Genomic DNA, 22,308 nt, shown 5'->3' with positions numbered 1-22,308 from the left:
CTCCTTATTAATTATTTTATTTCAAATTATTATATTTTTGATTCTTTAACTTTAAAGTAATCAAAATCAGCATAAGCTGAAGTTAGATGTTTATTTATATTCACTGCAAATAGGCCAAGTTTTGCTCCGATCCAGCGTCCGGGAACTGCTTTAAAGCGCTTACCAAAGTTTTTGAATTCCTGACCATCACAGCTGTAGCTAAACTGACAGAGAGCTTCTCCTTTAAATTCTTTTACTTCAACTTTTAGATGAATCTGATTCACTTCTATTTTTGCTTCTGTCATTTTGAATTCTGTTCTTTTTTCTCTCTTAACTCCCCAGTATTGAGCAAGCTTTAAACCTGATTCTGATTTCTCCAGACTGAGATAACTGTATTTTTCTCCCATAATCAATAAACCTGCTTTTTCTCCTTCAACTTCAGGTTGAAATTGAATCATAGTTTCTGCACTGAAATTTGTGGCAGGAAACTTCTGAAGTAATAAATTGGGGGCATACCATAAAACTGGTTCTTTCTCCTGACTGATATTGTTGGTATATAGACGCAGTGAATCTTGATTTTCTCTGAGAGAATACCATTCAGATTCTGGATTTGCCTGCCACTGCCACTGCAGACCTAGTTTTCGATTTTCAAAATCATCACTGGTGGCTGGAGTTTTAATTTCCGTTTCAACTTTTATATTCGGCTTTTTGTATTCCATGACTGGTTCTCCAATTCCATCATTATCTTGATCAAGACCAATTATTGGCCAGTCATCCTGCCAGTTCATCGGCTGCAGATGGACAATTCTGCCATAGGCGTCTTTATCTTGAAAATGCACAAACCAGGATTCTCCGGATTCTAACTCTACATATCCTCCCTGATGGGGACCATTAACTGCAGTATCTCCCTGTTTTAAAACAACTCTTTTTTCGTAAGGTCCATAGATGTTTTTGGATCTCAATACCAGCTGCCAGCCGGTAGCCACTCCTCCTGCAGGTGCAAAAATATAGTAATAGCCGTTTCTTTTATAGATTTTGGGACCTTCTGTAGTTGGATGCCCATCTTCTCCATCAAAAATAAAGGTGCCCTGATCCAGTAACTCTGTCCCATCATCACTCATCCGGCAGAGATTTAAAACATTCTTAAATCCAGTTCTACTGCGGGCATAAGCATGAACTAAATAGGCACTGCCATCATCATCCCAGAAGGGACAGGTATCGATTAAGCCTTTTCCCTCTTTAACAAAAATTGGTTTGGACCACTGACCAAACGGATCTTCAGTCTTACTCATAAAAATTCCATGATCAGGATCTCCAACATAGACCCAGTATTTTCCATCGTGATAACGGATAGCAGGTGCCCAGGCACATTTACCATGTGCAACCTGATTATAATCTGCAACTGGGAATTCTGGATAAACATGGTTTACAATTTCCCAGTTGACCAGATCTTTAGAGTGTAAAATTGGCAGTCCGGGCATACAGTTAAAACTGGAAGCAACCATAAAAAAGTCAGCTGCTACTTTTATTACATCAGGATCCGAATAATCAGCATGAAGAATTGGGTTTTTATATTTACCATTCCCCAGATCTGCGATCCAGACATTATTTTCAGTTTTTTTTCTCATTTATATCACTCCCCTTTAAGTTTTATTTTTTAATAGAGAAAAACCCCATCTCCCTGAGCAAATGATATATAATCAATAGTCAGAAAGACAGGGAATTGTTGAAATTTATAAACAGTAATTAATAACTGTTATTTAATTTGAAAATGGATCTGCAGCGTCTCTTAATCCATCACCTAAAAAGTTAAAGCCTAAAATTGCTACAATTATAAACAATGCTGGAGTAAATAACCAGGGATGAAGCGCAATTGTTCTAACATTCTGTGCTTCCTGTAATAAAACACCCCAGCTGGTCATCGGAGCTCTAATACCTAAACCAAGAAAACTCAACGAAGCCTCTGCTAAAATCATTGAAGGTATCGATAATGTAGCTGATACAATAAGCTGACTCATTGCATTGGGAATTAAGTGTTTCCTAACAATCCACCAGCCAGTTGAACCAGAGGCTACAGCAGCAGATACAAAATCTTCTTCTCTTAAAGACATAATTTTACCTCTAACCATTCGGGCCAATCCAGTCCATCCTAAAAAGGCCAGAATAACTACTATCCCAATATAAACTCTAAGCGAAGACCAGTTTGCTGGCAGAGCAGCTGCCAGAGTTAACCAGAGTGGAATTCTCGGGAATGACTTGAAAAATTCAATAACTCTCTGAATCACACCATCCACTATTCCTCCAACATAACCGGATACTGTTCCCAGTATTGCGCCAATAATTAAACTAATTAAGGGTCCCAGCAAACTGATGGATAAAGAAATTCTACCACCCAGGATTATCTTGGTTAATAAATCACCGCCAGTTTCATCTGTTCCCAGTAAATACATCTGGCCCTCATTTACCCCAAATAAATGTAGGTCAGTATTAAACAACCCTAAAAATTCATAATTATCTCCTCGATATAGAAAATCTATATAATACTTACTCTCTTTATCTAGTGCATAATTCCTCTGTAAAGTTTCAGGATCCATAGAGGCTTCATAACCATAAACAAAGGGAGCACTTAAACCTTCTTCATCAATTATCCTAATTCTCCTTGGAGGTGCAGTAATATGAGAATAATCTTTATGATCTAAAGTATAAGGGCTGAGAAAACCTCCAAATAACACCATTAGATAAAATAATAATACCACAATTCCCCCGGCAATACCTAATTTATTTTTTTTGAATTTTCTCCACATCAATCGGTTTCTACTCAAAATCTCTGGTGATTCATCGACTATATCAATATCATTTTGTTCTATTTGATTTCCTTCTGTTTTCATTTCTATCCTCCCTCGTATAATATACTTAGTGATATTGAATATTTATCACTAATTTAATTGAAATTTAATTATACTGAATTCTGGGATCTACAACAGCTAAAATAATATCAGCAATCAGATTACCCACCAATAAAAGCACACACTGGAATAATAAAACTGTACCAGCAAGATACATATCCTGAGATCTCAAAGCAGTATAAATTATCGGTCCTAATGTTGGTAAAGACAGTACAATTGAAACAACTGTGGATCCAGAAATTAGTTTTGGCAGCCTCATTCCAGCCCACATGATGATAACATGAAGTGCATTTCTAACTGCATGTTTATAAATAACTACACTTTCTTTTAAACCTTTAGCCCGGGCTGTACTAATATATTGCATATTAAGTACATCAAGTAAATTAGCTCTCATGGTCCGAATCACTCCCGCTGTCCCTGCTGTACCAAGGACAACCACCGGAATCCAGAGATGCTGTAATAAATCTATAAATTTAGCTATGCTCCAGGGGGCAGTAATATACTGTTCTGAAAACAGCCCTCCCAGGGAAGGGATTCCAAAAACAAAATAGCCGACATACATCAATATCAAAGCTAACATAAAATTTGGTATTGATAAACCAATGAAACCCAGAATAGTCCAGAAATAATCTCCAAATGAATATTGATGAGTCGCCGAGTAAATACCTATCGGTATCCCCACCACTATCATAAATATCTGGGTTGAACCGGCAATTAAAATTGAATAACCTAAATAGGCTTTCACAATTGACCAGACACTCGCATTATCATATTGGAAGGAGTTTCCAAAATCAAGAAAAACAAATCCTTTCACCCACTTCCAGTACTTAACATACACAGGTTGATTTAAACCATATCTTTCTTCTAATTTCTCAACTCTTTCTCCACTTATAGTTTCACCCTGACTTGAGATTAAAGCAACATATGAATCAAGATAGTTACCTGGAGGTAACTGAATAATAAAAAATATAAACATTGAAATAAGTATGAGTACTGGGATCATTACAGCAACTCTCCTAGTAATATAATTAAACATTTTTTAACTCCCTTCGTTTTATAATCAACTATAAAATTTATTTTTCAAATGATTTAAGATCAAGACTGTCGCTGAAATGACAGGCTACATAGGAATCATAATCATCTAAAGTTGGAATCAAATCAGGCTCTTTAGTTTTGCAGAGATCACTACAATAGGGACATCTGGTATGAAATTTGCAGCCTGAAGGCGGATTGGCTGGATCAGGTACAGTACCTTCCAGAGCTTCTCTGGGTTTATCAGAAAAAGGATCACCAGCAGCAATTGATTTAAGTAAAGCTTCAGTATAAGGATGTTTTGGACTTTCATATAGATCATCTGCATCAGACACTTCCACTATTTTTCCTAAATACATGACCATTATTCTATCACTTATGTACTCTACTACTCCTAAATCATGAGCAATAAATAAATATGTTAAACCTAATTCTTTCTGCAGGTCAGATAATAAATTTAATACCTGAGCCTGAACTGAAACATCAAGCGCAGAAACTGGCTCATCACAAATAATTAGTTCCGGATTTAAGGCCAGAGCTCTGGCAACACCAATTCTCTGCCTCTGTCCGCCACTAAATTCGTGGGGATAACGATTCATCTGGTAACTATTTAAACCTACCTGTTCCAGTAATTCTTTAACTTTTTCAGTCCGTTCTTTACGATTTTTACCGATTCCCTGGACAGTAAGTGGTTCTGCTACAATGTCTCTAACTGAGAGACGAGAATCTAGAGAAGAAAACGGGTCCTGAAAAATCATTTGAATATTCCGTCGCAGCTTTCTCAATTCTTTGCCTTCGGTTTCTGCTAAATCCTTCTTAATTCCCTGATCATTATAAATCACATTACCGGCAGTTGGTTCTAAAAGTTTTAAAACAGTTCTTGCCAGAGTTGATTTACCACAACCACTTTCTCCAACTAAACCTAAAGTTTCTCCTTTTTTAATAGTAAAATCCACACCATCTACAGCCTTTACATGACCAACAACTCTTTTAAAAAAACCTTTCCTGATAGGAAAATATTTTTTTAAATCATTAACTTCTAAAATTTTTTCTTCACCAGTCAAGACGCTTTTTCCTCCTTCCGATAAAGCCAACACTTAACTTTACAATCCTCTACCTCAAATACAGGTGGATCTTCTTTTTTACAGATTGCCATTGCTTCTGGACATCGATCATGAAAGTCACAACCTTCTGGTAAATGAAGTAAATCAGGCACAGAACCTTCAATAGGTTCTAATCTTTTTTTACTTCCAATAACCGGTCTGGAATTTAACAATCCTTTAGTGTAAGGATGTTTAGGATTTGAAAACAGGCTTTTGGTATCAGATTTTTCCACAACCCTACCTGTATACATCACCATTACTTCATCAGCTATATCGCCTATAACTCCAAGATCATGAGTAATAAACATAATTGCCATATTCAATTCTTTCTGTAAATCACCCATTAGATTTATAATTTGAGCTTCTACAGTTACATCCAGAGCCGTTGTTGGTTCATCTGCAATTAAAAGTCGTGGGTTGCAGGATAAAGCCATAGCAATCATTGCTCTCTGCCTCATACCACCACTAAATTCATGGGGATATTCATCAACTCTACTCTCAGGAGCGGAAATCCCAACTTTTTTTAGCATTTTAACTGCTCTACTCCTAAGTTCAGCTTTATTTTTATAATCCTGATGCAGTTTTATTGCTTCAATAATCTGATCTCCAACAGTATAAACTGGATTTAAAGAAGTCATCGGCTCCTGAAAAATCATGGCCATTTCATTACCTCTTAATTTTCGCATTTTTTCACTATCATGATCATACTGAGTTATATCAATCTTACTGCCGTCTTCATAATAATAATTTATTTCTCCCCCAGCAATATATCCTTTGGGGCGGGGTACTAAATTCATCAGGGACATAGATGTCATACTTTTACCACATCCACTTTCTCCAACAATCCCCAGTGTTTTTCCTTTTTCAATTGAAAAGCTAACCCCATTTACTGCCTTTACTATACCATTTTCTGTGTTAAAAAATGTCTGTAGATTTTTTACATCAATAACACAATTACTGGAACTCATAATTTAACCTCCAAGCTTCTATAATCTTAAATAATTATAATTTTTTTCATTAATTATTATTTAATGAAATTGGCCTCCCTGATAATAGAGAGACCAATTTTCTATCCTATATCATTTAAATTAACTAATATTAATTTTCCTGGTTATCTTAATTATCCTGTGCTCCTTCTTCGATGAAGAACTGATAAAATTCACTCGGACCAAAATAAGCTCCGTAATCCCAACTTGCTAAAGCTCTTTCAGGAACATTGTGAACATAATTTTTCTTGATCACAAACTGTGGATGCAGACCATTAGTACCGATCATCCAGACGTTTTCTGCATGAATTTCAAAAATCTGCTGCCACAATTCTACTCGTCTATCCTGATCTTTTGTAACCTGAATCTCATCATAAATATCCATCATCTTTTTGATTTCTGCTGGTGGTTCTTCTCCCTGTTCACCATTTGTTTCATACCACTTAGCATATGATGGTGCCCACCAGTTACCGGATGAATAAGAGTTACTTACTGGTACAAAATTAAATGGATAGGTTGGGGACCAGGAAGCACTACCAATATAAGCCCAGGGAAGTTTATTGGCATCTCTTCTTGTATAATGGAGAGTCTTTTCTAAGGCTTTAAAGTCCATATCTACACCAATCTCATTCCAGTAATCTTTAATCATATTCATCGTTCTTGGTAAATTAGGATCTTCTCCAATATAAATTGTTAGGTGAATTGGCTTACCATCTTTAAGTCTGATTCCATCATCATTGCGCTCAGTATATCCAGCTTCATCTAAAAGCTTATTGGCTCTATCAGGATCATAATCAGCATAAGCATCAGCCCATTCCTGCTTAAATCCTTCCCACTGTGGATAAACTGTAGCCTGACGTGGTACAGCTAAGCCTTTGGTAGCCACCTGATTAAGTTCCGGTCTGTTAATAGCAAGTGATAATGCCTGACGGAACTTTTTATCATTATTTAATTCTCTCATCCAGTCATCTTCTCCATAAGTAATGTTTGGAGCAAAGGTTGGAAGAGATGTCGTATTTTGTTCCCATTTTAACACCTTATAATTTCCATTTTCTTCATTATTCTTGTAAAGTGTAAAGTTACCTGTCATTAATTGTCTCATCTGTAAATCAGCATTTCCTGCAACTACCTGCATAGAAAGTACTTCTTTATCAGACACAATTTTTAAGACAACCTCATCAATATAAGGTAACTGATTACCTTCTTCATCTACTTTATAAAAGTAAGGATTTCTTTTATAAACAAATCTATTGGAAGGTGGTTCGGTAACCGGTATCCATGGTTGAATAACTGGAAGATCAGGGTTTCTGAAAAACTTCTTGGAGTTTTCGGACTCAAATAAACCAACCCATTTATCAAAATCAGAGTTTTCTACTTTCTCTGCTAACTCATCTGTATCTGCATAATCTGCATGGAACTGCTTTAAATAATGTGATGCTACATAAGGTTTACGCCCCGGAAAAGCAAGTTTTTCTAAAAAATATGGATTGGGAGCAGTAAAAGTAAATCTAACCGTATAATCATCAATTTGTTCTACTTCTGGCAGCTCGTCCTTTACTTTTAACCAGCCACTTCCTGACTCTGCAGTTAATTCTTCGTGCTTAATCAGATCATTAAACCAGAACATAATATCATCTGTTGTAAATGGCTCACCATCAGACCAGCGAATTCCCTCTCTTAACTTAAAAGTAAAGGTAGATAAGTCATCGGAAACCTCATAACTTTCTGCCAGGTCTGGTTTAACTGTTAAACTGGGAGTATAGCGAACTAAATTAATGTTATTATAAAGAGCCATTAATTTAGGATCATCAGTACTATTTGTTGCCAGCCAGTTTAAAGTTCCACCATAGTCACCTATCCGATCTAATACTTCTGTCACATATGGATTTTCGGGTAATCTTTCGTCTACTGCAGGTAATTCTCTACTTTCAACCTGCTCATCCAGCATTGGAGCCTGGTTATAGGCAAAAACAAGACCTGAGCTTAAGAATAAAAATAAGATTGTCAGTAATACAATGGTATTTTGTTTTACTAATTTCATTTAAAAAATATCCCCCTTAATAATTTTTTATAATATTTCTTTCTTCTGTTAATAATAATAACAGAAATAATTTTCAGATACTTAACAGATATTTAGCTAACTAATGATTTTTTACATTTTTTTAGGTTAATCGAAATTTCATCTTTATTATTTAAACTATTTTTTTCAGACTTAGGGTTATTATCCAATATTATTTAGCATTTAGTAATTCAAATTTCTTTCCAATTTGATTTTTTACTTTAAAATTAATAAAATCGATATCTTTAAAATTATTACAATATACTCCCTTTTGTTTTTCAGCTTTTAGTTTACTCATCATCGCTGGAACTTTTGCTTCAGCCTGATCAGCCATAGTAATAGAAACATTACTAAATGTTATATCTTTAATTGGACTCTCCGGTAAGCCATAAATAAAAATAGCTCTGGTTTTAACATTATTTGCCCTAATATTATTAAAATGTACTTCTCTAATTACCGGGGTTTGTGAGTTGAATTTTTTAGGATTTTTATCCCAGACAAACTTATCTTTACCACCTTCACCACAAAAATAAAATAAATTCATAATTACTGGAGATAAAACATTGTTCATAACAATATTATTAACAACTATGTCTTCTACAACTCCCCCTCTGCCACGACGTGATTTGATCCTAATCCCTCTGTCAGTTCCATCAAATACACAATTATTAATTGTTACATTTCTAACTGACCCACTCATTTCACTGCCAATTACTACTCCTCCATGACCATGAACTATTGTACAATTTGTAACTGTGATATTTTCACAGGGAATTAAGTCCTGACCTTTTTCTGTACCTGATTTAATGGTAATACAGTCATCACCAACATCAACATGACAGTCAGAAATATGTACATTTTTGCAAGAACTGGGATTAATTCCATCAGTATTGGGAGAGTTGGGCGGATTTTTAATACTAACTTTGTTAATAGTTATCTTATCTGATTTAATTGGGTTAACTGTCCAGGCAGGAGAATTTTTAATTTTTACTCCTTCAATCAAAATATTACTGCAGTTTTCAAAAGAAATACCTCTGGGTCTTGCATATTTAAGTTTATTATTCTCAAAAAGATGCCACCATTTTTTCCCCTGACCATCAATCATTCCCTGCCCTTTTATAGTTACATTTTCAGCATTTTTAGCATAAATTAAAGGACTGTATACTTTTTGTTCTTTTCCTTCCCAGCGTTGTAGGATAATTTCGTGATCCTCAGGTCTATTACTAAAAATTATTTTTGCTCCTGCAGAAATATTCAAAGTAATATTACTTTCCAGCCTGATTGAACCACTTAAATAATCACCTGCTGGAATATAAATCTCTCCCCCACCACATTCGCTGCATTTTTTTACAGCCTTTTTAAATGCAGCTGTATTTAATGTCTTACCATCTCTTTTAGCTCCAAAATCTAAAATATTATAAAATGAGTTATTCATTGTTATCTCTCCTGCTTATATTATTTGTAATTATTAAACTCATCTTAACAATATTTTGGCGCAATTTCTTAACATATTTTTAGTTATCCTGATAAAATAAACATTTCTTATAATAAAAAAACTACAGCCTCATAGATAGACTGTAGTTAAATAAAATAAATTTGTATTATTTTATGGTTGCGATTAGTTAAAAACTAATTATTTTTATAACATTTTCTATATTCACTGGGAGTTAAACCAGTGATCTTTTTAAAGTTGCGGCCAAAATGAACAAGATTATTATACCCAACTTTTTCTGAAATTTTAGTAATATTGTCTTTTTCATTTAATAATAAGTTCTGGGCTTCCTTAATTCGAGTATTATTTATGTACTCAGTTATTGTATAATCACTTTTTTCTTTAAATAATGAGCTTAAATAACTGCTGCTGTAAGAAAATTTATCAGCTAGTTTACTCAGGGTTAATTCTTTATAATAATTTTGATCAATATAATTCATGATTTCTACAATTTTAATATGATAATTTCTTTCTTTCTGATCAGTATGTTTACCTTCAACATATCGGTTAATGTAAATCAGCAATTCAATCAAAAGTGTTTTTAAGTATAGTTTCTGACCAGGTTTATTTTTTCTTTTTTCTGCTTCCATTCTGGCAAATATATTTTCAATTATAATTCTATCTCTAGCATCAAATTGAATAATGTTAATCCCCTTATTAAATGATGCTAGCAGATCATAATCTTCCTGATTAAAACTACCTAGAGAAGTATCTTTAAATTTAACCAGCATTCTATTAAAAGAATTATTACCATCATTAAATGTCTTATGCTGTTTGAATTTATCAATTAAAATTAAATTGCCTTTTTTGACTCTAAAAGTTTTATCTTTAATATCATAACCACGATTACCATCCTGCAGATAATAAATCTCATAAGCATTATGATAATGAACTGATGACATTCCATTATCATTGAGTCTGCTCATGTTTTCGAAGCTCAATTCTCCTGTCAGTTTTTCAGCCTTACAGACCATGTTTATCTCCTCCATAAAACAGAATTATTTGTGATTATTTTATCATTGATCTCGAATGATTTACAATTATCTTTTTAGTCAATTTATTTTATCACTTGATCATTAAGATATTTATTCCAGACAGTTTCAAACCAGTTATTGTCCTCAGGAATTGGCTTTACATCCTGCCAGCTGAATTCAAAATGATCTTCTTTATATTTAATGCGCTGTATTTTTTTGCTTAAATTGCTATCTTCTAAACTAAATCTAAAATTATCGTCTAAACTTTCTAAAGGAAGTTCTCCATCTTCATCCTGAACAAGATAAGAACCCCGACTTTTACCTCCCAGTTCAATATAATCTTTAAAGGCGGTTAAATAGACAAACTGGGCTATGAGTAAATCATAATTCTGAAAAGCCAGACTTAAATCTCTGCTTGAGTTTAGATTGCTAATCTCACCCAGATTTTCCAGTTGGCTTTCTGCTTCTTTTAGAGCAGTTTCTATAGCACTTAAGTTGCGAATATGGGCACCAGCTCTGCTCATTCTCTCTCCCAGATTCTTTCTAATTTCAATTACATTAGTATCATCGCTAGATTTTATTGATTGTAAAAGTCTTTCACCAAGATCTAGTTTCTTTTTAATCTGCAGTTCAGTTATAGCTTTAAACTCTTCTAACTCAGCCGGGCTTTCCTGATATCGAGCTGCTATAAACTGCGCAGCTCTGGTACTTCCCACCTGGCCAGAATTTAGGGCAGTTCCACCTGGTCGATAAACTCCATGACTTCCATTTACCTCTCCTACCGGGAAGAAATGAGATAGATTACTTTCCCACCAGATATTACCTTCTAAACCTCCATTGTTATGCTGAGCACAGACTGCAATTTCCAGCATTTCATTGGCTAAGTCTATACCATTGTCAGCATATAAATCAATTGCCGGCTGATTCATCTTTTTTAATCTTTCGATTGGAGTCCCAAATAAAGCCTCAGAATTTTTAAGATACTCTTCGGCTTCTTCCCCCAGAAGAGAAAAATCTAATTTACCATTCTCTGATGCGAATTGAGGATTATGGCCGTAGTCCAGCCAGACTCTTCTTCCTTTAACTACGGTTTCATTATAAACTAAAATATCAATTAACGAAGAACCAAAATCTTTAACTTTTCGGGGATCAAAGGGCCACTGATAGCCTTTAAGAAAAACTGCATCCAGCATTTTTCCGGGCTCAGCAAAATATTCTTTTAAAAATTCTTTCTTATCATTTCCATCCTGGTCGGTAGAAATATAGGTAGGTAAAACCTGCTGATAGGTTCCAGATAGATTCCAGCGAAATTTAATCGAGGCAATTCCGTACTGCCACTCAGTTAAATTTTTTCCCTTAACTCCTGCCTCAAAAGCAAGTCCGGAAGCGCCAGTCTGACTGCCTGGATAAACAGAAGTATCATACAGGCCGGCAGGTCCCCCGGTTGCATAAACTATATTAGTCGCATTAAAAATTGTATAACGTCTGGCACCATTGTCCAGCTGATTTTTATTAAGGGTTAAAAGACCAACTGCATTTTCCTGCTCCTGATCTGTTAAAACCGCTATTACCTGATAGTTATCAAAGATTTCAATCTCCTTATTTTTAACTTCTTTTTCCAGTTTTTCTGTCATATAGCGAGAAGTAAGAGGTCCAGCAGATGTTGCTCTTTTGCGTGGATCATGATCAGTTTTATAACCCACATACTCTCCAAAGCGGTTATGAGGAAAAGGCACACCAATATCCACCAGATGGTAAAAAGAACGAGACGATAATGCCGCTTCTACCAGAGCAATATCTCCGTCCATACTGCCACCGACAAATAAGGTTTCTGCCATTTCAAATACTGAGTCCTGATCTTTGCCACCTAAAGTTAATTTATAATAGGTCTGTTTATCTGAACCTGTATTGCGGGAAGTTCCCATCTTAATGCCCTCTGTGACAATTGCTATATCTTTTTGTCCAAAATTATAAAGTCGATCAGCGGCATTAAAACCCGCAGCCCCAGAACCAACAACTACTGTATTTAAAGAATAAACATCGATATTTTGTTCATTAATTTGAAGCTGATCTTTTTTCATTATATCCTCCTTCAAAAATTAACAATGTACCTTTATTATAAGTCATTACTTTAATTATTGTCTGCATATATTTTTTCTAAAATTTTGTTTTTAATAATAAAAAAGCTAATTGTTAATGCATCTGCTGCTTCTCCAGCTGTTAGAGCTATAGCTGCAATTATTGCAGCATTAATTTCTATAGTTATAGCTAATATTAAAAAGACTAGGACCACAAATACCAGCCCGACTATTTTAGCAGCTGCAATAATATTAGTTGTCTGCCGCTGCATCATTACTCCCCAGAAGGTCTCTCTAAAGGCCCTAATGATTGGAAATAAGATAAAGGCAAAAATCACCTTTTTAACTATGGCAGCAATTGCAGGTGAAACAGAAATTAATCTGATCAAAACAAAATCTCCAACTTTAGTAAAAGCCAGAACAGCCAGAATTGAACTGACAATTGCTCCTGCTGCCAGCGAAAACTTCAGTATTTTCTGCCAGTTATTATGATTTAATTCCCGAGCATAAACCAGAGAACACTGATGCAGTTGATCTAAAGGACCCACAAAAATCATTACCAGTGTCCAGCTGACACCATAAGCTGCCAGATCATGAGTACCGATACTGCTGCGCACAATTCCACTCTGGACTACCGGCTGAACAAAACGGGCCAGAAATGCCATAATTGCAATTGGTATAAAAAATTTAGTTATACTTTTAAGATTAACCTTTTTACTTACATTATCAGGTAAACTATCGATAACTCCACTAAAACTGCCAAAAGTATAACGTAAAGCAAAAGTAATAAAAATCATTTCAATTGTAATTCCAATCAACCAGACACCACTGGCTGCTGTTACACCGGCGACTGCCTGATTTATAGTTACCCAGAGCAGAATTAACGAAATACTAATAATCCTCACTACCACTCCCGGAGTAATTAAATTAGTCTTTTTGAGACTGATAGCCAGCCCCTGCATTATATTCCTTATTGACTCTACAAGGGGAATAAAAGCCATGATGCTCAAAGCCTGATAGGCAAATTTAATCTCCTGGGGATCCTTTAAGCCGATAATCTTTTTAAATACAAATTCTCCCAGGGGCGTATAACCTAGAGAGGCAATCATCAAAAAATATAAAACACCCAGCCCAAAAATAAAACGGCTGACAAATTTAAAACTGCTGTGATCATCAACCAGGGAGGTTACTGTCTGTCTTGACATATGTATAGGAGATTTAATAATATTGGTTATACTCTTCGCTACTGCATAAACTGCCAGGGTGATTTCCGGAAAAGGTAATCTGGCCAGACTGGCATTAATTGCATTATGTGAGATTCCTATAATAATCGGCATTACTGCCAGTGGTAGAAAAAACTTAAGTAATTGCGGATATTTTATTGCTTCAATTCTATTTTTTATATTCTTCGACATCAAATTCTCCTTGCTATATTAAGATTAGTTAGCTTGACTATCTAATTTCGTCTAAATTATTTAAGAATTTTATAGCAGCTGCAGCCGAAACTGAATGCTCTGCATTTTCTATAATATCCATTCTAATTCGATCTTCAACATTTAAAAATTTATAAACTTTTTCTATTTCCCGATATGCTTTCTGGGCAGAATCAACTGGAAAAAGATGATCATTTTCTGCAGCCTGAATTAAAAGTGGTTTAGGAGCAATAGAAGATATAATTGTCGGTAATTCAGCAGTATTTAAAATCCCGGGCAAATAGTTATCTAAACAGTGACGTCTGTCCATGATACTGTCCTGATAATAGGAAGTATAACCACTGATTACAGCTGCTTTTATCCCTTCAGAAAATAACGAGGCTAAAATCGCAACCGGTGCTCCGCCCGAAAATCCAAGACAGCTAATTTGCTCTCTTATCACATCTTCCCTGTTTTCTAAAACTTTAAGAGCAGAGATAATATCCCAGAGCCTGAGTCTGAGAATACTCTGCCCGTATAACATGAGCTGGCTGTTGATTCGATAACAGGAATTTGCAGTTGGATCTTCTTTTAAAGCTGGATCCTCCTGATAATCTTCTTTCAATCTGCGCTCACCAAAACCAATTAGCTCCGGAACAAGCACAATATAACCGGCTTCCACAAAATCCAGAGCCAGATTATTGTGACAGGTAGCTTCTTCTAACTTTTCTCCAGCTCCATTTAATCCCAGAGTTTCTCGATTTCCATTTCCATGGCCGTGAGCAATTATCACTGCCGGATACTTATCTTGATCCCTGTCAGGAATTAATAAATAGGCAGGAATCTTAAGATAGTCCTTAACCTGATAGGCAATTTTGACTCTACTGTAAGTTTCAAATTCTCTCTTTTCTATAACTACCAGTTCAGTAATTTGAGTTTTCTCTAGAGGTCCACCGATCAAATCAGCGATTTTTGCTTTCAACTTCTGACGCCACTTCTTCCACCCGGCTCTATTTTCAGCATCAAATTGCAGTTCAGGCTGATTATTTTGATATAGTTTTGCTAAATAGGAATCTGGAGAAAAATCCATTTTATTTCCTGCCATTATTTACACCTCATAATTTTATGTTTAATCTCTTTTTAATAACAAACTATTTATTTTCCTGACAGCTGCTGTTTTCTATATTTAAATCAGTAACATTTTTAAATTCAAACTGTGCCTCAGCTTTTACTTTAAGCTTAATATCTTTTAAGTACAAACCATCCAGATTACTGGCAGTTAGACCCTCTGTACCACTCAAGTCAATATTTTCTAAAGTTATATCCTTCATTTTATTTTCCGGCAGTCCTCGCAGGACAATCGGTTGATTGATATTTGTTCCTGTAATATTGCGGACAGTAATATTTCTAAACAAAGGCGGCATTTCACTGCGGGGTTCAACAGTTGTTGCATCATAATACATGTTTAAAATTATGCCCTGATCACGGAGATTATTAATTTCAATATTTTCAAAGAGAAGATTTTCTACACAGCCACCACGGCCGCGCATTGATTTTAGACGGACTCCTCTTTCACCTCCATTGAAAACACAGTCATGGACATGCACATTTTTAACTCCTCCGGACATTTCACTGCCAATTACAACTCCCCCATGACCTTCTTTTGCCTTACAGTTACGAATCAGTAAGTTTTCAGTCGGTCTGTTAACTCGCCTGCCGTCTTCATTGATACCGGATTTTATTGCTATACAGTCATCACCAGTTTCAAAATCACAGTCTTCAATTAGCATATTTTTGCAGGAATCTGGATTTATGCCATCTGTATTTGGTCCATCTGTGATAATTTTTAAATCTCTAATTATTGTATTCTCACAATAAACAGGATGGATAGTCCACATTGGCCCATCAACAATTGTAATTCCTTCAATTAAAATATTTTTAGAATTAATAGGCTGAATAAACTGGGGCCTTAATCCTTCTTCTCTACCAAAAATTCTATCTTCAACTGGAATCCCGTTATATTCTGCATCATATAATTCTCTGGCAGCAGCATGCTGAGTCTGCTTCCAGGGCCACCATCTGGCACCATTACCTACCAGTTTACCCTGACCTGTAATTGCAATGTTTTCACAGTTTGCTGCATAAATTAAAGGAGAATAATTATAGCATTCATTTCCTTCCCAGCGGGTAAATACAACCGGAAGATAGTCTTCAAAATTATCACTAAAGGAGATAACTGCTCCTGCTTCTAATTTTAAATGAACATTACTTTTAAAATGAATTGGTCCTGTAAACCACTTTCCTTCGGGAACAATAATAGTTCCTCCACCTGCCTGATGACAGCTGGATATTGCTTCAGCAAAAACTTCAGTATTATCAAATTTCCCCTCTGCTACTCCACCAAATTCTTTGATATTAAATTCTCGATCAGGAAATTCCGGTTTTCTGACTTCTATTTCAAAATTATTTTTTAACATCGCTACCTCCAGTTTGAAAATAATAATTTATTAAAACTACATAAGATAAATCAATTTAAAACTATATAGATTTAAAGATATATAATTTAAAACTTAATCAATTTTTTCTGATCTGCAGATTCTCTGGCCTGCAGAGCAGCCTCAGATACTCTAAAAGATTCTGCGGCACTGATCATGCATTCTCCCTGACCTTTGACCCAGTCTAAAAAGTCAGCAAATATTTCTTTGTTTCCGACCAGTGGAAGTTCTCTGCTTCCTTCAATCTGATCATTGATTAAATATACCTTTTCTTTTAAAACTTCAATAACTCCTTTATCTCCGGCTATTCTGATCCGATCATCATCATGGCTGGTAGCATTCTGTGGTCTGAGATAATCAATATTGACTGATCCAGAAACCTCATCTTCAAAATTAAAGTGACAGAGTGCTGAAACTTCAAGTTCACCGTGATTCCGATTGGCCTTAGTTGAATGAGAGGCATAAACTGATTTAAAATCTTTGCCGCTCAGCCACTGCATCCAGTCAATTGCATGACTTCCAACCCAGGGAATAGTTCCTCCGTATGTTTCTCTTTTTTTATAAAACTCAGCTCGCTGTCCTAGACGATATGATTTTTGAGCATTCATCAATCTTACTTCCCCGATTGCTCCTTCTTTTATATATTTATAAGCTGTTAAAAACCAGGGCTTATAGCGGATTCCAAACATAGAAGCAAGTTTAGACTCACTTTTTTCGTAGGCAGATTTAACTTCAGCCAGTTCCGAAAGAGTGGTTGCAATTGGTTTTTCTACAAATAGATCAATATTTCTATTTAAAACTTCTACGGCAGCTTTAGCATGGTCACCAAAATGACAGGCAACTGCAGCTACATCTGGTTTTAATTCATCCAGCATTTTCTGATAATCATTATACTTTTTTAGATCATAATCTTTTGCTAATTTTTGATATAAAGAGTCTACACTTTCCCCTTCAGATCCAGGAGCAATTCCCACAATCTGATCTTCATAATTATCTTTAAGTCCGTTTACAACATAATTAGTATGACCGGTAGAACCAATTAAAACTATTTTCACAGCTAACACCTCTTTTTTTGATTTTATGGAAAACAATTTCCGATAACTCAAATGTAAATATTAATAAAAACATAGTTAAAGCTTCCCCAGCCTAAATTATATTTAATTTTTGCACAGAGAAGCTTGAATTTAAAACCTGGATATTAAAAATAATTATAATGTAACTCCATCTTTAAAAATTGCTATTTCTCGATAATCATTAATTTCATTTTTGGTTTTAGTTTTCTTAGAAGCAAGATCAAGCAGATATTCAAAAAATTCTTCTGCCAGAGAGTCCATTTTTCGACCTTCAAGCAATTCTCCTGCATTAAAATCAATCCAGTTACGCTTCTGATTATACAAACGATTATTAGTAGAAACCTTAACTGTTGGCACTGGACCACCAAAGGGTGTTCCTCTACCGGTAGTAAATAACACCATATGGGCTCCAGATAATGATAAAGCAGTAGTTGCTACTAAATCATTCCCCGGGCTCTCAAGTAGATTTAAACCACTACCTGTAACCTGGTCACCATAGAAAAACACATCATTTACAATTCCTGTACCACCTTTTTGGGTGCAGCCTAAAGACTTTTCTTCCAGAGTAGTTATTCCACCCTCTTTATTTCCGGGAGATGGGTTTTCGTAAATTTCCTGATCATGAGAGAGGAAATAATCCTTAAATCCGTTGACTAGCTCAACTACTTTTTCAAAAGTCTCTTCATCCCTGGCTCTATTCATTAAAATAGTTTCGGCACCAAACATCTCTGGTACTTCAGTTAAAATACTTGTTCCACCATAACCGGCAAGTTTATCAGAAATTCTACCCAGTAAAGGGTTGGCAGTTACTCCAGAAAATCCATCAGAACCACCACATTTTAAGCCAATTTTAAGTTCTGAAACCGGAATTTCTTCCTGCTCAAATCCTTTAGCATAATCAACCAGATTATCTAAAATTTTATCTGCTGCCTTTTGATCATCCTGTACATCCTGCAGATTAATAAACTTAACCCTATCCGGATTATAATCTCCAATATATTCTTTAAAATCTTCAATTAAATTATTCTCACAACCCAGACCAACAACCATTACTGCAGCTGCATTGGGATGATTAACCAGACCGGCCAGTGCCTTTTGAGTCATCTCTAAGTCATCACCAAGCTGGGAACATCCATAAGGATGGGGAAAAGCATGAATACTGTCAATAACTTCATTTTCAATTAACTCTTCATATTTCATCTCAGATCTTAATGCCGTTTTTTCTACTACTTTATTGATACAACCGACTGTGTTGATGATCCAGATATCATTTCGAATCCCAACTTTACCGTTTTCACGTCTATATCCCATAAAAGTAGGCATCTTATCTGGTTCATCTTCCTCAGGTAGATCAGGCTGATAATCATAATCCAGTTTTCCTTCCAGTGCTGTTTTTAAATTATGAGAATGGACCCACTCACCTTTTTGAATTTCTTCACTGGCTTTACCGATTGGAAAACCATAACGAATCACCTTATCACCAGCATCAAAATCTTTTAAAGCCACCTTATGACCTACAGGAATATTGCTTAATACCTTTATTTTTTCTCCTCTAACCTCAATTACATCTCCTGCGTTTATTTCTTCAACTGCTATCACTATATTATCATTTTCATTTATTAGTAAAACTCTGGCTCCCATAAGAACCTCCTTTTTATTCTAAAATAGCCTGGAATAGTACATCCCAGGCTATTTAAATATATATTTGATTATTTAATAGCTTATTTTACATTTTTAAAGAACAATTTCTTTGGTCCGTAGTAACTTACATGTGCAACCAGATCTGCTGCTACACTGTAAGGCATTCTACCACGATCAACCTGACGGCCGACAACATTGGCTAAGGTTCTTCTAAACATTTCTGAACGAGAAGAATAAGACATTAATTTTCTGGAGTCTGTTACCATCCCTGCAAGATTATAAAATAAATCTACAGTTGTAACCTGCTGCAGCTGTCTTTCCATTCCAAAAGGACTATCAGTTAACCACCAGGGAGCTCCTAATGAAACATTTGGAAAAGCTCTGGAAATTGTAGAAGCTGTAAACCAGTGAGTTGGCTCCATTGTATAAAGCACGATGTCTAACTCAGAATCAAATTTATTAACAAAATACTTCAGATTCTCAGCTAGCTCAATATCACTATTAGAAATATCCCCACCTGTATCAGGGCCTAAGTTTTCATAAAGGTTGTCGCGATAGTCTCTAACAGCTCCGATATGCAGCTGGGTTACCCAGCCACTCTCTTTATTTAATTTAGCGAATTCAACTAAAGTAAAGGCTTTAAAATCTCTAACTTCTGCTTCAGTTAATTCTTCACCATTTACTGCTTTTTTATAAATCTCAGCAGACTTTGACTTCTCAACTTTATAAGAAATTGGCTCCACAATCCCGTGGTCACTGGCTACACAGCCCATTTCATCAAAGTAATCGTGAGACTTTTTAAGAGCAGTTAAAAGACCATCTAAATCGTTAACATCCTGCTCATAAGCATCTCCTAATTTTTCAACATACTCAGACCAATTTTGGTGCTCAATATTCATTATTTTATCAGGACGCCAGGTAGGAAGAATCTTTACTCCTTCTACCTCTTCTTTTGCTTTTTTATGATTTTCCAGGCGAGAATATGGCTCATCTGTAGTACACATAATCTCAACATTCATTTCTTTTAATAAATTCTGGGGGCTCATTTCTTCTTTAGCCAGCATATTCTTAGTTTTTTCCCAGATCATCTCTGCTGTATGCTCAGAAATAGGCTCCTCAATTCCAAAACGGCGTTTTAAGTCAAGATGTACCCACTCATAGGTTGGATTTCCTGCAATTTCTGGAAAGATTTTTGCTAAAGCCATCCACTTTTCTTTATTGGAAGCATCTCCAGTAATCCTTTCTTCCGGCACACCTCTTTTACGCATCATTTCCCAGACATAATGGTCAGTCTCAGCTTCAACCTCCCAAATATCATTCCAGCCTTCATTGGCTAAAATTTCTGGCACATCTCCGTGGTTATGTGCATCTAAAATCGGTAAATTTTCAATTTCTTTGTATAATTTTTTTGCTGTTTCACCTTCAAGTAAATAATTTTTATCTAAAAAAGCCATTTTATTCCTCCTAATGTGATATTTAACTTTTGAAAATGTTTTCATAATCATAATATCATCTATTTTAATTAAAATCCATAACTAATCATAAAATAAATTATTTTTTGTAAAACCCAAGTTTGCTCAGATGTTTTCCGATATGTCTTTCTAAAGCTCGGCGGTATTCCTTATCATGTTCATCCCAGAATTTATATAATTTGTCTCTAAAAATATAACGTCCATCTTTTTTATCCTGAAGTATAAAACCATAGGTAATATGCAGCAGCTGTCTTACTTCATCAATTTCTAACAACTCTCCCAGTTCCTGGTCACTAAGCTGTGCCAGCTCCGGTAGTTGTGAAAGATCAGTTGTCACATGATAGAATTCTTTAGCTGCTTCGAATTTTTCTAGAGCATAAGCATGAATATCCCGATATAATGAAGGGTCGTTTTCAGCAACTACTCTAATTGCTTCCAACCAGTTAGTACCAGCAGTTTTAACATGCACTCTCCCCTGAGTATGACGTCCAATAATTGGGAAAACGCTAAATTTATCACTACCAGAATGGATACTTAATTTATAGCCAAAACGTTCTGCAATATCAGCATGAATTTTAAATTCTTTTTCAAACTGCTCCAGATCACCAATATAATCAATACCCTTCTGAAATTCCCCAACAAAACGAGGAGCCAGAGAATTAACATCAATATTATTTCTTTGTAATTCATTTGCCACAAAGAAATGGGCTTCTGGGGTAGTAGGAGTTGAAGTCTCATCAATTGAAATTTCAAAGTCTACATCCCTATTTGATTTTTTGATCAGGTGCTGAATCTCCTTTGCAAAATCAAGCATCTTGTAATAAATTAATACTATTTTTTTGAAATTATCCTGATTATATTCAAGCTGATAACCGGAATTGAGTACAAAAGTTTTATCTAAATACTGATCTTCCAGACCATCTTTTAAATAATCAGGTACTTCCTGATAGGCCTCTTCTATTTCAGTATCTGACATTTGATCAAGATTATCATTGATATATTCTGTACAATCTAAAGTTAACATACTATATCCAAGTTCTAAAGCATTCTCAATATCAGGTTTTTCTTTTAAATGATCAGCATCTGCAGCAAATCCATCCTGATATCCTTCCTGAAAAACTGCCCAGCTAACATCATCAAGTACCGATTTAAATGTTCTACCGGTTAAATTGAGTTCTCTTACCGACTGCTGTGCAAATACAGGTAGAGCATCGCTATCTTTAACAGCTTTAATATGCCCCGGTGTTGCAATTCCCAGACGATCTCCAAGTCCAATGCTGGGAGACTGATTTCCTAAAGCTCGAGGAGCAGCAAACGGAAATATATCTCTCAAAATTTCTGCATTATAGTGGCTTAGTGGGGCAACTTTCGCCTTAAAGCCTGCCAGTTCTTCAGTTTCACCTTCAAAAAGTTCAAAATTCTTACTTTTGTTCAAAATCACCAGTTTCTTTTTCTGATCAACTTTAGCCAGAAAATAAAATGACTTCCCTTCTTTAATAATAGAACGGGGATAAATCCGATAATCTTCAGCATATTCAGCAACTTTTTTAACAGCCTCTTTTGAAGTACCAACAAGTTCTTCCGCAAAATCTTTCCAGGACATAAT

At 35.3% G+C, this 22,308-nt stretch carries 16 protein-coding genes; all 16 read right to left on the bottom strand.

The annotated features are described in order from the left end of the window. Positions 1–29: 29 nt before the first annotated feature. The 16 genes from C7958_RS11375 to C7958_RS11300 all read right to left on the bottom strand — a co-directional run bounded on the left by C7958_RS11375 (position 30) and on the right by C7958_RS11300 (position 22,305). Entirely contained in the window at positions 30–1,607 is a 1,578-nt protein-coding gene (locus tag C7958_RS11375) for a glycoside hydrolase family 43 protein (RefSeq protein ID WP_111572803.1), read from the bottom strand. Between the two features lie 132 nt (positions 1,608–1,739). Beyond that, positions 1,740–2,867, bottom strand: coding sequence for an ABC transporter permease (locus tag C7958_RS11370; RefSeq protein ID WP_111572802.1), 1,128 nt, complete (start codon positions 2,865–2,867; stop codon positions 1,740–1,742). A 64-nt stretch (positions 2,868–2,931) separates the two neighbouring features. Beyond that, positions 2,932–3,921 (bottom strand): ABC transporter permease, encoded by a 990-nt coding sequence (locus tag C7958_RS11365; RefSeq protein WP_111572801.1) that lies wholly within the window; start codon positions 3,919–3,921, stop codon positions 2,932–2,934. Positions 3,922–3,958: 37 nt separating this feature from the next. Continuing rightward, positions 3,959–4,981 (bottom strand): ABC transporter ATP-binding protein, encoded by a 1,023-nt coding sequence (locus C7958_RS11360; RefSeq protein ID WP_111572800.1) that lies wholly within the window; start codon positions 4,979–4,981, stop codon positions 3,959–3,961. After that, positions 4,978–5,988 carry an ABC transporter ATP-binding protein gene (locus tag C7958_RS11355; protein ID WP_111572799.1) on the bottom strand — a complete coding sequence of 337 codons (1,011 nt, stop codon included), beginning with the start codon at positions 5,986–5,988 and terminating at the stop codon, positions 4,978–4,980. Before C7958_RS11355 ends, C7958_RS11360 begins: the two co-directional genes overlap by 4 nt. 148 nt (positions 5,989–6,136) lie before the next feature. Beyond that, a complete protein-coding gene (locus tag C7958_RS11350; RefSeq protein ID WP_111572798.1) occupies positions 6,137–8,047 on the bottom strand; it encodes an ABC transporter substrate-binding protein in 1,911 nt (636 codons plus the stop codon). Between the two features lie 190 nt (positions 8,048–8,237). Next, a complete protein-coding gene (locus tag C7958_RS11345; protein WP_111572797.1) occupies positions 8,238–9,500 on the bottom strand; it encodes a glycoside hydrolase family 28 protein in 1,263 nt (420 codons plus the stop codon). A gap of 194 nt (positions 9,501–9,694) precedes the next feature. After that, positions 9,695–10,531, bottom strand: coding sequence for an AraC family transcriptional regulator (locus C7958_RS11340; protein ID WP_166668533.1), 837 nt, complete (start codon positions 10,529–10,531; stop codon positions 9,695–9,697). Between the two features lie 83 nt (positions 10,532–10,614). Further along, positions 10,615–12,612: an FAD-dependent oxidoreductase gene (locus tag C7958_RS11335; protein WP_111572795.1), complete on the bottom strand. Its 1,998-nt coding sequence runs from the start codon at positions 12,610–12,612 to the stop codon at positions 10,615–10,617. Positions 12,613–12,662: 50 nt separating this feature from the next. Further along, entirely contained in the window at positions 12,663–14,024 is a 1,362-nt protein-coding gene (locus C7958_RS11330) for a hypothetical protein (protein ID WP_111572794.1), read from the bottom strand. Positions 14,025–14,061: 37 nt separating this feature from the next. After that, the gene (locus C7958_RS11325; RefSeq protein ID WP_111572793.1) at positions 14,062–15,126 is read right to left on the bottom strand and encodes a dienelactone hydrolase family protein; all 1,065 of its coding nucleotides are present in this window, start codon (positions 15,124–15,126) and stop codon (positions 14,062–14,064) included. A gap of 46 nt (positions 15,127–15,172) precedes the next feature. Then, positions 15,173–16,498, bottom strand: coding sequence for a glycoside hydrolase family 28 protein (locus C7958_RS11320; RefSeq protein ID WP_111572792.1), 1,326 nt, complete (start codon positions 16,496–16,498; stop codon positions 15,173–15,175). Positions 16,499–16,584: 86 nt separating this feature from the next. Further along, positions 16,585–17,571, bottom strand: coding sequence for a Gfo/Idh/MocA family protein (locus C7958_RS11315; RefSeq protein WP_111572791.1), 987 nt, complete (start codon positions 17,569–17,571; stop codon positions 16,585–16,587). A 153-nt stretch (positions 17,572–17,724) separates the two neighbouring features. After that, positions 17,725–19,230: a UxaA family hydrolase gene (locus tag C7958_RS11310; protein WP_111572790.1), complete on the bottom strand. Its 1,506-nt coding sequence runs from the start codon at positions 19,228–19,230 to the stop codon at positions 17,725–17,727. Between the two features lie 80 nt (positions 19,231–19,310). Next, entirely contained in the window at positions 19,311–20,684 is a 1,374-nt protein-coding gene (gene uxaC, locus C7958_RS11305) for a glucuronate isomerase (RefSeq protein ID WP_111572789.1), read from the bottom strand. A gap of 97 nt (positions 20,685–20,781) precedes the next feature. Next, positions 20,782–22,305, bottom strand: a complete 1,524-nt coding sequence (locus C7958_RS11300; RefSeq protein ID WP_111572788.1) for a tagaturonate epimerase family protein — start codon at positions 22,303–22,305, stop codon at positions 20,782–20,784. Positions 22,306–22,308: the final 3 nt, after the last annotated feature.

Origin of the sequence: Halanaerobium saccharolyticum (assembly GCF_003259895.1) — a bacterium.
GTDB lineage: Bacteria > Bacillota > Halanaerobiia > Halanaerobiales > Halanaerobiaceae > Halanaerobium > Halanaerobium saccharolyticum_A.
This window is presented reverse-complemented; position numbering and strand designations above follow the sequence as displayed.